11 protein-coding genes and 1 riboswitch are annotated in these 13,860 nt (G+C 73.0%); of the genes, 3 read left to right on the top strand and 8 right to left on the bottom strand.

The features are described from left to right. Nucleotides 1-44: 44 nt before the first annotated feature. Nucleotides 45-275, bottom strand: a complete 231-nt coding sequence (locus tag OG472_RS09180) for a hypothetical protein (protein WP_401614008.1) — start codon at nucleotides 273-275, stop codon at nucleotides 45-47. A gap of 204 nt (nucleotides 276-479) precedes the next feature. Between OG472_RS09180 and tsaD the strand changes: the two genes are divergently transcribed. Further along, a complete protein-coding gene (tsaD, locus tag OG472_RS09175) occupies nucleotides 480-1,538 on the top strand; it encodes a tRNA (adenosine(37)-N6)-threonylcarbamoyltransferase complex transferase subunit TsaD (protein WP_401614126.1) in 1,059 nt (352 codons plus the stop codon). A 12-nt stretch (nucleotides 1,539-1,550) separates the two neighbouring features. Here tsaD and OG472_RS09170 read toward each other — a convergent pair whose 3' ends face one another. The 3 genes from OG472_RS09170 to OG472_RS09160 all read right to left on the bottom strand — a co-directional run bounded on the left by OG472_RS09170 (nucleotide 1,551) and on the right by OG472_RS09160 (nucleotide 4,503). Further along, nucleotides 1,551-2,426: an ABC transporter ATP-binding protein gene (locus OG472_RS09170; protein ID WP_405943157.1), complete on the bottom strand. Its 876-nt coding sequence runs from the start codon at nucleotides 2,424-2,426 to the stop codon at nucleotides 1,551-1,553. Further along, complete coding sequence (locus OG472_RS09165) at nucleotides 2,396-3,412, bottom strand: FecCD family ABC transporter permease (protein WP_405834819.1); 1,017 nt, start codon at nucleotides 3,410-3,412, stop codon at nucleotides 2,396-2,398. Before OG472_RS09165 ends, OG472_RS09170 begins: the two co-directional genes overlap by 31 nt. A 101-nt stretch (nucleotides 3,413-3,513) precedes the next feature. After that, nucleotides 3,514-4,503, bottom strand: coding sequence for an ABC transporter substrate-binding protein (locus OG472_RS09160; RefSeq protein ID WP_405941297.1), 990 nt, complete (start codon nucleotides 4,501-4,503; stop codon nucleotides 3,514-3,516). Between the two features lie 394 nt (nucleotides 4,504-4,897). After that, nucleotides 4,898-5,125: riboswitch (cobalamin riboswitch) on the bottom strand. A 297-nt stretch (nucleotides 5,126-5,422) separates the two neighbouring features. On the opposite strand from OG472_RS09160, the gene OG472_RS09155 reads away from it, so the two are divergent. Further along, nucleotides 5,423-5,608 carry a hypothetical protein gene (locus tag OG472_RS09155; protein WP_405828910.1) on the top strand — a complete coding sequence of 62 codons (186 nt, stop codon included), beginning with the start codon at nucleotides 5,423-5,425 and terminating at the stop codon, nucleotides 5,606-5,608. 39 nt (nucleotides 5,609-5,647) lie between these two features. On the opposite strand, the gene OG472_RS09150 is transcribed toward OG472_RS09155, so the two are convergent. From OG472_RS09150 to OG472_RS09135, 4 genes are all read right to left on the bottom strand, one after another. Further along, a complete protein-coding gene (locus tag OG472_RS09150; protein WP_405941296.1) occupies nucleotides 5,648-8,398 on the bottom strand; it encodes a P-loop NTPase fold protein in 2,751 nt (916 codons plus the stop codon). A 54-nt stretch (nucleotides 8,399-8,452) separates the two neighbouring features. Further along, nucleotides 8,453-9,937, bottom strand: a complete 1,485-nt coding sequence (locus tag OG472_RS09145; RefSeq protein ID WP_405828907.1) for a hypothetical protein — start codon at nucleotides 9,935-9,937, stop codon at nucleotides 8,453-8,455. 93 nt (nucleotides 9,938-10,030) lie between these two features. Further along, nucleotides 10,031-11,182, bottom strand: coding sequence for an agmatine/peptidylarginine deiminase (locus OG472_RS09140; protein WP_405941295.1), 1,152 nt, complete (start codon nucleotides 11,180-11,182; stop codon nucleotides 10,031-10,033). 183 nt (nucleotides 11,183-11,365) lie between these two features. Continuing rightward, on the bottom strand, nucleotides 11,366-11,965 hold the full coding sequence (locus tag OG472_RS09135) for a TetR/AcrR family transcriptional regulator (RefSeq protein ID WP_401613998.1): 600 nt from the start codon (nucleotides 11,963-11,965) through the stop codon (nucleotides 11,366-11,368). Nucleotides 11,966-12,076: 111 nt separating this feature from the next. Here OG472_RS09135 and OG472_RS09130 point away from each other — a divergent pair, with 111 nt between their 5' ends. After that, complete coding sequence (locus tag OG472_RS09130; RefSeq protein WP_405941294.1) at nucleotides 12,077-13,843, top strand: serine/threonine-protein kinase; 1,767 nt, start codon at nucleotides 12,077-12,079, stop codon at nucleotides 13,841-13,843. Nucleotides 13,844-13,860: the final 17 nt, after the last annotated feature.

Here is a 13,860-nt window from a genome sequence, read left to right as displayed (position 1 = left end):
GGTCAGATCGGTCGTGGTCAGGGTGGCGCCCACGGCGTCCGCGGTCACCGCTCGCTCCCCGGATGCGTACCGCCCATGCCACCCATGCCGCCGCCGGATCCCGCATCGGAGCCGGTCCGGTGCAGGCCGGGAGCGACGGGCCCGGCGGCCGCTCCCACCCCGTAGGAGAGGGCGAACACGGCCGCCAGGAAGACGACGAAGCCGGCCAGGGCCGGCGGCGGCGCCCAACGCGGCCAGTCGGGTCGGGGGCGGGTCTCGGGTTGCCTTCCGGTCATCGGCTCTCCAGATCCTGGGTACGTGTGCGGCGCTGCGCCCGTCGCGGTCATCCGTGCGGGAGCCGCCGGAGAGGTAGTCGTGCGCGGTGCGGTGCGAGTTCCCGCCGACACCCGTTCGCGTCGGACCCCATCCGGCGGCGTACCTTATTGCGAAGTGTTTGCAACTGCTTCATCTGCGTGAAAGAGGTTCCGGTGGGCTCTCCTGTGGTGCTGGGCATCGAGTCGTCGTGTGACGAGACCGGTGCCGGGATCGTGTCCGACGGGCGGCTGCTCGCGCACGTGGTGGCGTCGAGCATGGACGAACACGCCCGCTTCGGCGGGGTGGTGCCGGAGATCGCCGCCCGCGCGCACGTGCAGGCCTTCAACCCGGTCGTGCAGGAGGCCCTGGACCAGGCGGGGCTGCGGATCTCGGACGTCACTGCCGTGGCCGTGACCACCGGTCCGGGGCTGTCGGGTGCGTTGCAGGTCGGACTGGCCGGTGCGAAGACCCTGGCCTACGCGGCCGGCGTGCCGCTGTACGGCGTGCACCACCTGGCCGGACACGTCGCCGCCGACACCCTGGAGCACGGGCCGCTCCCGAACCCGTGCATGGTGCTCATCGTGTCGGGCGGGCACACCTCGCTGCTGTTCGTACGGGACCTCGTACGCGATCCGATCCTGCACCTCGGCGACACCGTCGATGATGCCGCGGGGGAGTGCTTCGACAAGGTGGCCCGCGTCTTCGGACTGCCCTACCCGGGCGGGCCGGCCATCGACAGGGCGGCCCGCGGGGGCAACGGGTGCGCGGTGGCGTTCCCGCGCCCCCTCACACGACCGGGAGACGCCCCGTACGCCTTCTCCTTCTCCGGGCTGAAGACCGCCGCCGCGCGCTGGGCCGAGCAGCACCGCATCCGCGGCGAGGAGATCCCGCTGGCCGACGGAGCCGCCTCCCTCCAGGAGGCCGTGGCGGACGTGCTCACGCGCAAGGCCCTGGCCGCCTGCCGGGAGTACGGGGTGCGGACGCTCGTCGTGGTGGGCGGGGTCGCCGCCAACTCCCGGGTGCGCGCGCTCGCGGAGGAGCGGTGCGCGGCGGCCGGGGTCGAGCTGCGGGTGCCCCCGCTGACCCTGTGCACCGACAACGGGGCGATGATCGCCGCCGTCGGCGACCTCCTGGTGCGGGCGGGCTCGGCTCCGGCGCAGCTCGACGTCTCGATCGACCCGTCGGCGCCGCTGGAGTACGCGGCCCTGCACCCCGTCGCCCGCACCGCCGCGAGGGTCGCGTGAGCGGCGTACCGGTCAGTCCCCGCGAACGGCCGGCTCCCCTGCGTCCGGCTCCCCGCCGGCCGGCCCTTCACGGCCGGGCAGCACGCTGACGAACGGCACCCCGGTGCGCGGATGCTCGATGACCTCGGCCTCGACCTCGTACACCTCGGACAGCAGTGGCGCCGTCAGCACCTCCGCAGGCTGCCCGGTGGCGACGACGCGGCCGCCCGTCATGACGCAGATCCGGTCGCAGAACGCCGCGGCGAGGTTCAGGTCGTGCAGCGCGACGACCGCGGTGACGCCGAGCCTCCGCACGAGCCGGAGGGCGTCGAGCTGGTGGCGCAGGTCCAGGTGGTTGGTCGGTTCGTCCAGGACCATGGTCCCGGTGCGCTGGGCGAGCGCGCGGGCGATCAGGACCCGCTGCTTCTCCCCGCCCGACAGCCGGTCGAACGGCGCGTGCGCGAGGGAGTCGACGCGCAGCTCCGCCAGGGACCGGGTGATGATGTCGCGGTCGTCCGCGTCATCGCCGGCGAAGGCCCGCTTGTGCGGGGTGCGGCCCATCGCCACCACGTCGTACACGGTCAGCTCGAAGTCCCCGGACGTCTCCTGCAGTACGGCCGCGAGCCGCTGGGCGAGGCGTTTGCCCGGCATCCGCCAGACGTCCTCGCCGTCGAGCAGGACCCGGCCCGACGTGGGCCGCACCGCCCGGTAGAAGGTGCGCAGCAGGGTGGACTTGCCGGCGCCGTTGGGGCCGACCAGGCCCACCACCTCGCCGGGCGCCACCTGAAGGGACGCCTGGTGGACCAGTGTCCTGCCGTTCACCACGACGCTGACGTCCTCGGCGCGCAGGGAACCGGGCCCCCCGGTCGGTCGGTTGGTCACCGGGCGGCCTTTCGTCGCATCAGCCAGAGGAAGAAGGGGCCGCCGACGAGGGCGGTGAGGATGCCCACGGGGATCTCCTCCGGGCTCATGAGCGTGCGCGCGGCCAGATCGGCGGAGATCAGGAACGCCGCCCCCAGGAGGGCCGCGGCGGGCAGCGCCCGGCGGTGGTCGGCGCCCACGAGCAGCCGCACCACGTGCGGCATGATCAGTCCGACGAAGCCGATCTGCCCGCTGACCGCGACGATCGTGCCGATCATCAGGGCCACCAGCGTGAACAGGGCGCCGCGGAACCGGTGCACGTCCAGACCGAGGGCCGCGGCGGCCTCCTCCCCGGCCAGCAGGAGGTTGAGCGGACGGCAGACACCGAGGAGGACGGCCGTCCCGAGCAGGACCGCACCGACCGGGATCCACACCGTCGTCCAGGTGGTGCCGGCCAGACCGCCGAGCATCCAGCGCAGCGCGGACTGGGTCTTGTGCGGGTCGTTCGAGGTGACGATCAGGAAGCTGGCCAGAGCCGACAGCACCTCGGCCGTGGCCACACCCGCCAGGACCAGCCGTACCGTCGTCATCCGACCACCCGAGCGGGCCAGGAGGTACACGGCGACCAAGGCGGCCAGGGCCCCGCAGAACGCGGCCACCGGCAGGGTGAACAGCCCGAACACCGTCAGGTTCAGGACCAGGACGAGCACCGCACCGACTGACGCGCCCGAGGACACGCCCAGCAGCATCGGATCGGCCAGCGGATTGCGGACCAGCGCCTGCAGCGCCATCCCGGCCACCGACAGGCCCGCGCCGACCACCCCGGCCAGCAGGACCCGGGGCAGGCGGACGTCCATCACGATCGTCTCGCGCACCGGGGTCCACGCCGGCTCGGCGAGGGACGGGTGCACGCGGTGCAGCAGGATGCCCCACACCTGCTCGGCCGGGACGCTGATCGAGCCGGCCGCGATGCCGGCGGTGGCGGCGCCGGCCACCAGCACGCCGAGGAGCGCCAGCACGACCGCGTACGGGATCCCGGGGCGCCGCGCGGCGCCGGGCCGGCCGTCCCCGCGAAGGCCGGGCCGGGCCTCCTCACGAAGGCCGGCCCCCACGGGTGTCGGGGCCTTCGCCCCGGTCACTGGACGAGGCCCGGGTGGAGCTGACGCGCCAGCGACTCGACGGCCGACGGCACCCGCACGCCCACCACCGTGGAGGACAGCGGCAGGACCGCGAACCGCTGGTTCTTGATCGCCGGCACGTCCTTCAGCGCCGGATGGGCGAGCAGGAACTTCTTCTTGTCCTCGACGGACTGGTCGCCGTAGTCGTAGATGACGACGGCCTCGGGAGCACGCTGCGCCACCTGCTCGAACGAGACGTCGCCGAAGGCCTTGTCCAGGTCGGCGAAGAGGTTCACCCCGCCGGCCCGCCGGATCATCTCGTTGCCGATGCCCTTGCCGCCCGCGGTGAAGGCCGTCTTGTCGCCGCTGTCGTAGACGAAGAGCTTGACCGGGGTGACGCCGGCGAGCCCGGTCTCGACCTTGTCGAGGGTGGCGTGCAGCTTCCCCAACCGCTCCTCGGCCCGCCCGGGCACGCCGAAGATCTTGGCGACCGCGCGGATCTCCTCGTCCATGGCGGCCACGTCCACCGGGCCGGTGGGGCACTCCTCGGTGTTGAGGCGGGTGTTGATCCCGGCCTTGGTGAAGGCGGCCCGGCTGCGTCCCTCCTTCTCGTCGAAGGTGGAGGTCCATCCGCCGTAGACGAAGTCGGGCTCGGCCTCCAGGAGTGCCTCGAAGGACGGGTACTCCTTGGAGAGGACCTTCACGCTGTCGTAGGCGGCCTGGTACTCGGGGAGGATCTTGTCGTCGAGATAGCCCGTCCCCACCATCGACTTCTCCAGGCCGAGCGCCAGCATCACCTCGGTCGCGTGCTGGTTCAGCGAGACCGCGCGCTGCGGCGGACGCTGATAGGTGCTGGTCACCCCGCAGTTGGTGACCGTGACCGGGAACCCCTCGGCGGTCGTGCCCGGCGAGGGGGCGGCGGAGGGCGCGGCGCCGCCTCCGCAGCCGGATGTCAGCAGGGCGACGGCGAGCGCGGACAGCACGGATTTCGGGTGGTTGCGGGGCATGGGTGGTCCTCTCACCGCGGGATGGATCGGATGTTCTGCACGCCCCGTCGGGGCACAGGGGCGCGGGGGCACAGGCGCCAACGGGCGCACGGGCGCACGGGCCGACCGGGGTGAAGCGCGCTACGGCTTGCGGGGGACGGCGAGGCGGGGTCCCCCGCACGGCTCGGCCACGGGGGCCGGCCACGGGCCTGGGGCAGGGCGTTTCACGGGCCGACCGGGCGACCCCTCGCCTACGAGGGGATCGGCCCCGGGACGTCGACGTGGACGTCGGGGAAGCCGGTGTCGTGCTCAACGCACCCAACGGTGATGACGGTCTGGTCGGCCACGTCAACTCTCCTTCGCGAGTCGCGGCAGAAAAGCCCCGGGCAGGTGCGCCTCGGGCCCCCGCATGACGCTTCGTCATGCGGACAGTGGCAGGTCTTCGGACTCGCGGGCACGCCTGCCGGTCTCCCGGCGGGCTCCTACTGGCCGTCGCTTCCCAGGACCGGTGTCCGGTCCCAGTGCGTATGACGGCGGTCGTTCCCGCTCACCGCTGCGGGGCAGTCCCGGATTCCCACCGGGTTCCCTCTTGCGACGCACCCCGCCCGGCTGACGGGGGCGAACCAGCTGCGCCACACAGCCTACCCGCGAGTCCGGCACCCCCGCCCGCCCGCCCCCGCACGCCCCGGCCGGGGCGGCACGCACTACCGCAGCCGGGCCGGAAGCCGCAACTCCGTCTCCAGGCCGTCCTCTCAAAGGGCATACTCCTCAGGCGTGTTCGGACCCACCGCACACCTCTCGACCGGTCGCCGTCCTGGCCGAGGGGTACGCGGGCTTTCACGTCCCGTGGCCTCGGGGGGCGGTCCGGACCACTTCGCCCACGTCGTACGGAAAGAGGACGGGCGCGCGCCGAGGCCCCGCGGCGTGCCCGGACACCTCCATGTACGAACTGCTTCGCGCTTCGCTGCCCGAATTCCTCGGCAGCCTCGGCGCCGCCCTCTTCCTCGCCCTCTGCGGCTGGGTCGTCTCGGCGTTCCGGAACCGCACCGCCGGACCCCCGCCCGCGACCCCGGCCGCAGCTCGGGAGGCGGACCGGCCGGAGACCGGCCTCCTCTCCGAGGAGTAGGAGAGGGCGCCGGTGGGCCGGAAGGGCTTGTGCAGGGCCTCAGTTCGCCGGGCGCGGGTGGCGGGGGCAGCCGGGGCTGCGGGCGGGCGGGACCGTCGGCGGAAGGCCGCCGGCCGGGCCCTCCAGGAGCCGCCACGCGGTACGGATGGAGCCGATCAGCTGTCGCGCGCTGTACGGGGACACCTCCAGCTCCTGACGGGCCTGGCCCAGCAGGTCCAGGTCCCCTTCCGGGCCCCGTGACGCCGCCTCGTCCCGGCGGCGGGCCAGGTCACCCTCGCCGAAGACGTCGAGCAGGGTCAGCGAGAACAGGACGTACGCCGACGCCTCGTCGATGAGATTCCGGGCCACGTCCGGAATCTCCGCGGCCGCCTCCTCGCCCAGGTGCCGGTGGAGATCGTGGAAGGCCACGTGTTCCAGGGCCCGCCGGAGCTCGGGGGAGACGCAGGGGCAGCCGGCCCGCAGATGGCCCGTCAGGTTCCGGAACGCGATGAGGAGCGCGCTGGTCCGGGGCGTCCACTGCTGCTTGCCCAGGAGCGTGCGGAAGCCCGCGAGCGTGTCGGCGAGCTCTTCGAGGATCAACTGACGTGAGATGTCGGTGAGTTCGATGAGCTGGGTCTTCGACGTGATCTCGTCCAGGCGCAGGCCGTAGCGGATGAGATCACGGGGTATGCCACCCGAGAGGGCGTGCGTGAGCACCTTGTAGGGCTCGGAGAGACCGGACGCCCGGCGCCCGAGGATCTTCTTGGACTCATCCAGCGTGCACGGCAGGACGTGCACGATGTCGTCCAGTGAGCTGTCGGTGACGCCTCGGTGCGGAAGCCCCCGACGTACGAAGGAGGCGCCGACGTCCTCGGCGACCGAGATCAGGTAGTGGACGTGGGGCACGCCCAGGATGGCCTTGATCTCGTTCAGGAACGCGAGCGCCTGGGTGTCCGAGCCCAGCCGGTCCAGCTCGTCGATCGCGATCACGACCCGCTCCTCCCGCCGGTGCTGCTCGGCGGCGATGCGTGTCAGCAGGTCACGGAAGTCGGACACCAATTCGGGGAAGTTCGGCGGCAGGGTCGACAGCGAGGCCGTGTGCGTGGTGAGGAGCTGTGGGGCCCCCGCGGTGACCGCGGAGGACGCCGTCTGCATGGTCTGCAGCCGGTACAACTCGTCGTGGCAGGCCGTCACGAGGGGCGGCGTGGGGTCCGGCGGGGTCCAGGAGCCCGCCTTGACCAGCAGCAGTCCCGCGAGAACACAGGCGAGCCGGAGGGGGTTCTCGGGGTCGGTCACGATCGCCTGCGCCACGGGCCTGGTGAGGAGCAGCGCGAGCGACACGAGGAGCATCCCGACCGCGATCCGGCCGCGGGCGACGGTACCGAGGAACACACGCCCCCGGTACTCCCACTGCCGTTCGGGCATCAGATTCGCCACTCCGGTCAGCGCCACGAACAGCAGCAGGGTGGCCTGCGGGTCTTCGCCGATCTTCCCCACGGCGCTCCGGACGGCGCCGTCGAGGAACAGCGAGACGAACGCGGCCAAGCCCAGCAGTCCGCCGATCGCGACCAACCCGTACCGGGCACCCCGGCGCAGGACCGCCCACCGGCTCCACCCCCGCAGGCTCCACAGGACGACGCCGGCGACGACGACGAGAACGGCGGTCCCGATCCGCTCGCCCCGCCAGACGTCCGCCACCACGTCCGCCGCCCGGTGCCCGTACTCCGCCGCGTGCGCGCGCAACGGACGTTCGTACCGGGTCGCGAGGGAGCGTGCGCTCGCGGCCAGGCCCAGGACGACGAGCGCGCCCGCCGCGAGGGCGAAGGCCAGCACCGTGAGCGCGTTCCGGAGGGCGGGGAACAGCCGGCGCGCCGCCCTGCGGAAGGTCGAGAGCCGGACGAACGCGGGAGGGACGCAGTCCTGGTGGACGAGGTAGCTCTCGCACGTCCTGACGTAGAGGGACAGCAGGAAGTCGTACGGGGAGTAGGTGGCCGGTGCCTGCACGACGACCGCGAACCCGGCGTCGTTCGCGCAGGTTTCCAGGAGCGTCGACTTGCCCACGCCCCGGGAGCCGCTGACCGCGATCGTCCCGCCGCTCTCCAGCTGGGCGATCTTGCGGGCGAGGCTCCGGGCGGCTGGGCTGTCGATCACGTACTGCGGATTGCGCGGGGAGCGCAGGCCGTCGTAGCTGTCGGCGAGGAGCAGCGAGTCGTGGTCCTCGCCGAGCAGTGCTTCCACCACCCGGGCGACGAGGGGGCGTACCCCGTTCTCCTGGAGGTCCCGGCGCCAGGCGGCCTCGGCCCAGGCGGTCCTCCTGCTCAACAGGAGCAGGGCCGGCCGCAGGCGCCATTCCCGGAGGTTCAGCAGGACGCTCATGCGCCACACCGGGTGCCGCCACACCGCGGTGGCGGTCAGGAGCGGGATCACGGCGCCGGCGAGGGCCGTGGTCCAGGACGCGAAGGCCAGGAACAGGAGGGTCAGCAGCGTGGTCGAGGCGAGCAGCACGGTGGCCGGATGCGTTCCGTTGCGCAGGTAGTCGAGCCGTCGACGACGCCGTTCCCTCCGTTCGAGCAGGGAACGGAAGTGCTCCTGCGTGTCCCGGCAGGGTTCGACGGCGCGTGCGACGTTGGCCTCGGTGAGCATGGCCGCACGGGTGCTCTCGGCGGTCGCCTGCGGACGCACGCTCAGGCGCCGCGCGGCGGCCGGCTCGGCCACGCAGGCGTCCACCACGGCGAGGTACACCTCTGCTTCCCCCTCCAGGGCGAAGAAGTCGGCGACCTGCCAGGCGGGGCGCGGGCGGTGTCGGGGCATGGACGCAGGGCCTTTCGGGAGGGACGCCGGTCAGCACGGCTGAGGTGGGGCGGGTCAGGACGAGTGGCGCGCGCGTATGAGCTCCCGCCGCGAGATGCGCGTCCCCCGCTTGTGCTTGATCCGGAAGAGCGCCCGGAGCCCCGGTTCGTCCTTGGAATCCTCGTCGTCGTACGTGACGGCGTGGCTGCCCCCGTCGTCGAGCAGCCGACCGATGCACTCGGCGAGCGTCATGGGTCCCGAGCCGCTGTACCCCCATGACAGCCCCGGGGCGTCCATGGCGGGCACCGGGTACAGCACGCCGTCGCCGGTGCGCACCCAGATCGGTTCGTCGAGGACGACCTCCTTGAGGACGGAGCCGGCGGGAAGGCGCTTGGGGGACCGTCCGATGTAGGTGATCTCCCGGGCGTCGTGGGACGGGTACTTCCCCTTGACGGCGACCACGGGGCTTCCGGTCGCCGGATCGACGAAGGTGCCCACGGTGTCGTAGGCCTCCTCCCACACCCGGTGGAGCGCGGTCGGCGGCACGTCGCGCAGCCGGTTGATCCACTCGGCCGCGGCCCGCGTGACCTCTGTGCGCGTCAAGTCGAACGTGCCGCCGTACGGAAGGTCCTCGGCGCCGCTCCACGCGCTGACCTGTTCCAGGCACTCCACCGCCAGGTCGTCGGTGCGTGCGCAGAGCTCGGCGAGTCCGGCGCCGACGACGTCGTCCGTCGCGACCTGCGCGAGGCCGGGATCAGCCGTCTCCGGCACGGCCGGGAACACCATCGAGGCCATCGCCGACCTCCCCCACCTGCGGAGGTTCTCCATCTCCTTGGTGGCACTGTCCGCGGCCGCGGCCCGGATCCGGTGGCCGATGGTGAAACAGGCCTGCCGGAGCGGGGAGCCGTCGGGCTCCTGCCGTGCCAGTGCGTAGAGCGGCTCCCAGGAGGGGAAGGTGATCACCTCCACCGGCCGGGGCTCGTCTCCGGGCCGCCACGAGGTCAGGTGCTCCTCGCGGCGCAGCGAGCGGGGCCACCAGGGGATGCCGGTCCCCACATGGGCGGCCAGTTGTGCCCAGGACGGGTCGTAGACGAGTTCGGGCCGGTCCCGGTCGACCGCCCGCAGCTCGGGCCCGTCGAGACCGTAGGCGTAGCCGATGACGACGAAGGTGTCGGCGTCCGCGTGGACGTCGAGGAGTTCGCTCCCCGCGTCGACCCCGTCGTGCAGGGGATGGACGATGGCGACGACGCCCGCGTGCGTCCGCCACAGCCCGGCGAAGAGCTCGGTGTCGACGGCCGTTTCGTCCTCCGGAGACCGGTGGACACCGCCGAGATAACGGGGCTCGACCGGAGGCGCCGGGCGCAGCAGGAGGGGGCCCTTGCCCGCGAGGCCGGGATGCTCGGCGGCGAGCCAACGGCCGAAGTCGTGCCCTGACCACCTCTTCTCGCCTTCGGTGTGGGCGGGATCGATGGGGTCGATCATGCCGGTCGCGATGCGTGACCACGCGGCCTCCGGCAGGCGGAACACATCCCTCAGCTCTGCTGCGGTGAGCTTCTCCAACTCGCCCCTCCTCCATGCCCCCTTGAGATCTCCATCATGGGGGAGGGGTCTGACAACGGTTGCCGCGGCCTGTGGTTCCCTGCGGCCCCGTGGTCAGGCGGCGGGTTTGCCGGGCTGGTCGTGGGTCGAGCAGTGGATGCCGCCGCCGCCCGAGGCGATCGTGTCGATCGCGACCGGCACGATGTCCCGCTTGGGGAAGCGTTCCCGGAGGATCCCGCGGGCCTTGTCGTCGGCCTTGCGGTCGCCGAACCTGGGCATGAAGACCGCGTCGTTGGCGATGTAGAAGTTGGCGTAGGTCGACACGAAGTCGTCGCCCTCGCCCGTGATCCTGTTCAGGTCGGGCTGCGGCAGGTCGATGACCTCGAAACGCCGCCCGCGTGCGTCCGTCGCCTTCGACAGGACGGACTTGGCCTGGTCGGCGGAGCGGGACCAGGAGTCCGCCGGGGTGCTGGGGTGCGCACGGTCCAGCAGGACCACACCGGGCGCGGTGAAGCGGACCAGGCTGTCCACGTGGGCGTCGGTGATGTCCTCACCGCGGACGCCGGCCAGCCACACCACCTTCTCGACGCCCAGGGTCTGCTTGAGCTCGGCCTCGATCGTGTCGCGGTTCTTGCCCCGGTTGCGGTTGTCGTTGACGATCGAGCTCTCGGTGATCAGCAGGGTGCCCTCGCCGTCGGGCTCGAAGGAACCGCCCTCGGCGACGAGCGGGGCCTGGGCCCGGGGGATCCCGTACTTCTGGAGCAGGGCGCGACCGACCGCCCCGTCGTTCCTGTGCTCCTGCTTGTTGCCCCAGCCGTTGAAGTTGAAGTCGACGCCGACGACCTTGCCGCCCTCCTCGACGAAGACGGGAACGGTGTCGCGGGCCCACAGGTCGTCGACGGCGAGCGGGATCACCTCGACCTGCGATCCGCAGGCCCGCTGGGCCGCATCCGCCTGATCGGGCCGGGCCATCATGACGACCGCCTCGTACTCGCCGACGGCCCGCGCGATCCGCGCGATGTCCTCGCGCACGTAGGGCAGGTCTCCCTCCCAGACCGACGACAGGGCCGGCCAGGACATGAAGGTGCGGGTGTGGCTCTCCCACTCGGCGCCGAGACGCCGCTTGCCGCCCGCCGTGGCGGGCTGGGAGGCGGCGGCGGGGGCTCCGGCCGCCGAGGGGCCACAGGCCGACGCGCCCGCGACGATGGCGCCGATTCCGGCGAGGGTGCGAAGGACGGTCCGACGGGTGGGGGACAGGAAGGACACGGGGAACTCCGATCGTGGACTGGCGGAAGGGGTGCATCCGGCCAGGGCGGGCGCGAAAGAGTGACGTAGGACGACAAACCGGGCCCTACGGTCAAGGGTGCGCGCTCCGCGCCGCGAACGGCCGCTCTGCACGGTGAGTGATGCGGCCTCGTGTCGCCACTGTCCCACTGACTGGAAATTCAGTCAATTCACGGATGGTGCGGAACCCAGTCGGCCCATCTCCACTCCGATCGCCTCGCGCAGCAGGCCGCGGGCGTGTCCGAGGGGGAGCAGGCCGCTGAGCCAGCGGACGCTCAGCCCCTCCAGCAGGGCGGTCAGCCGCTCCGCGGCCGCCGTTACGGCGCCGGGCGGTGCGGAGGGGCACAGTACGGCCAGGTGGTCCGCGACCTCGGCCACCCAGGCGGCGCCCGCCGTGGCGAGCTCGTCGCGCAATTCCGGGTCGAAGACCGAGTGGGCCCGCAGCTCTCCCCAGGCCGTACTGTTCTCGCGCACCTCGGGCAGGTCCTGGAACTCCAACAGCAGGGTCTGCTCCAGGAGTTGCCGAGGATCGGACGGGCGGGCCGCGGCCCGGCCCTGCTCGGTCGCGGTGTAGCGGTCCGCCCGGTCCCCGATGAACGCCAGGGCGTGCCGCAGGATGCCGGGCCGGTCCTTGAAGTGGTAGTAGATCAGGGCGGTGGACACGCCGGCCTCGGCCGCCAGGTCCGCCACCCGCAGCCCCCGGACACCCTGGCGCGCGATGACCCGCGCGGCGCCCGTGAGGATTGCTCGTCTGCGGTCGGTCACTGTGTGATCCCTCCTGGCCGTGTGCGTCTCGCATTGTCACACATTGACTGAAAGTTTAGTTAGCGGCACGATGCGCGCAGGTCATTGCCGCAACGTTGAAAGAGCCACCGCATGCCCGAGCAGCCCCCCGGCGTCCCACCCACCCCCACGGCGCTGTCCGCCGACGACCCGTACGAGATCGGCGGCTACCGCCTCCACGCCCGTCTCGGCTCCGGCGGAATGGGGGTGGTCTACCTGGCGTACACGCCCGGGGGCCGCCCCATCGCGCTGAAGGCCGTCCGCCGGGAGTTCGCCGCGGATCCCGAGTTCCGGGAGCGGTTCGCCCAGGAGGTGGCCAGCGCCCGCCGGATCCATGGCCTGTTCACCGCCCAGGTGGTCGACTCCGGGGTCGACGACCGCACCCCGTGGCTCGCCACGGCCTATGTGCCCGGCCCGTCACTGCACGAGGTGGTGCGCCGGCACGGACCGCTGCCCGTGCGCACGGTCCTGCTGCTCGTCGCGGGCATCGCCGAGGCGCTCCAGGCCATCCACCGGGCAGGCGTCGTCCACCGCGACCTCAAGCCGGCCAACGTGCTGGTCGCCGGGGACGGGCCGCGAGTGATCGACTTCGGCATCGCGCGCGCGGCCGACGCGGCCGCGCTCACCGGCACTGGCCTGCGCATCGGCACCGCCGCCTTCATGGCGCCCGAACAGGCGCTGGGCGTCCAGGCGACAGCGGCCACCGACGTCTTCGCCCTCGGGACCCTGGCCGCCTACGTGGCGGGAGGGGCTCCGCCCTTCGGGAACGGGCCGGAGTCCAGCGCCCTGTACCGGGTGGTCCACGAACATCCCGACCTCAGCCGCGTACCCCGTGACCTGCACGACCTGATCTCGTGGTGTCTGGCCAAGCGCCCCGAGGACCGCCCCACGACCGTCGACCTGATCGCGTCCGTGCACGCGCACCCCGAGGTGGGCCCGCGGCCGGAGTTCACCGACGGCTGGCTCCCCCGCCCGGTCCGGGACGAGGTCGCAGGCCCGGGCGACGCCGCGCGGCCCGTCGCGGCGCGCCTCCCGGCGGCCGGGTACCGTGGCGCGGCCTTCGGCAACGGCCCGGTGGCCCCGGCCGCCCCCGCGGCTCCGGGTACGCCCGCGACCCCGGGCGTCGACTCCTTCGCGCCGACTGCCGCAGCCGCACACCCGGCGCCGCCGCCCGAGCCCGGAGCCCCGGTGCGGACCCCGACACGGGTCGCCCCACCCGCACCCGCGCCGGTCTCCGTGCCCGCCCCCGTGCCGGTGGGGGTCCCTGCGCCGGGGGCCCGCCGCCGTGCGGGCCGGGGCGGGCGGCTGCCGGCCGTGGTTCTGGCGGTGGCCGCCACCCTGCTGGCCTGCGGCGGAGCGGTGTACTACTTCGACGACCCGGTGGACGGGGGAGTGGACCCCGATGCGGGACCCACCGTCACGGCGACCCCGCCCCTCGTCGCCGGGTCGACACCTCCCACCACCGGCCGATCGACGCCGCCCCCCGGCCCCGCCTACCTGCCCGGCTATACGAAGGCCCAGCTCACCGCCCCCGACTCCGGCTACGAGTTCGATCTGAGGGCGGGCAAGGTGGTCCCGGCCGAGACGGCCGCCTGGTACCTGGCCAGCGACGGACATGCCTTCCTGCCGTCCGAGGAGTCGGACGCCTTCGTCGCCGACGGCGCCGTACTGACCCAGGCCGACTGCGTGCAGGGCATCGAGTCGCGCCCCGCCGCCGCGCTGCCCTTCAGCGCGCTCGCGAACGCGCGGCCGTTCTGCGTGCGCAGTCCGGACCGGAGCGAGATCGCCATCGTGCGGCTGGTCGCTGCGCCGGCCGACGGCGCGGTCACGATCGCGGTCGACCAGTACCGACGGAGCTGACGAGCCCGGGACGCGGG

The organism is Streptomyces sp. NBC_00207 (assembly GCF_045160965.1).
Taxonomy (GTDB): Bacteria; Actinomycetota; Actinomycetes; order Streptomycetales; family Streptomycetaceae; genus Streptomyces.
Note: the sequence above shows the minus strand (reverse complement) of the source record. Positions and strands in the feature narration are given on the sequence as shown.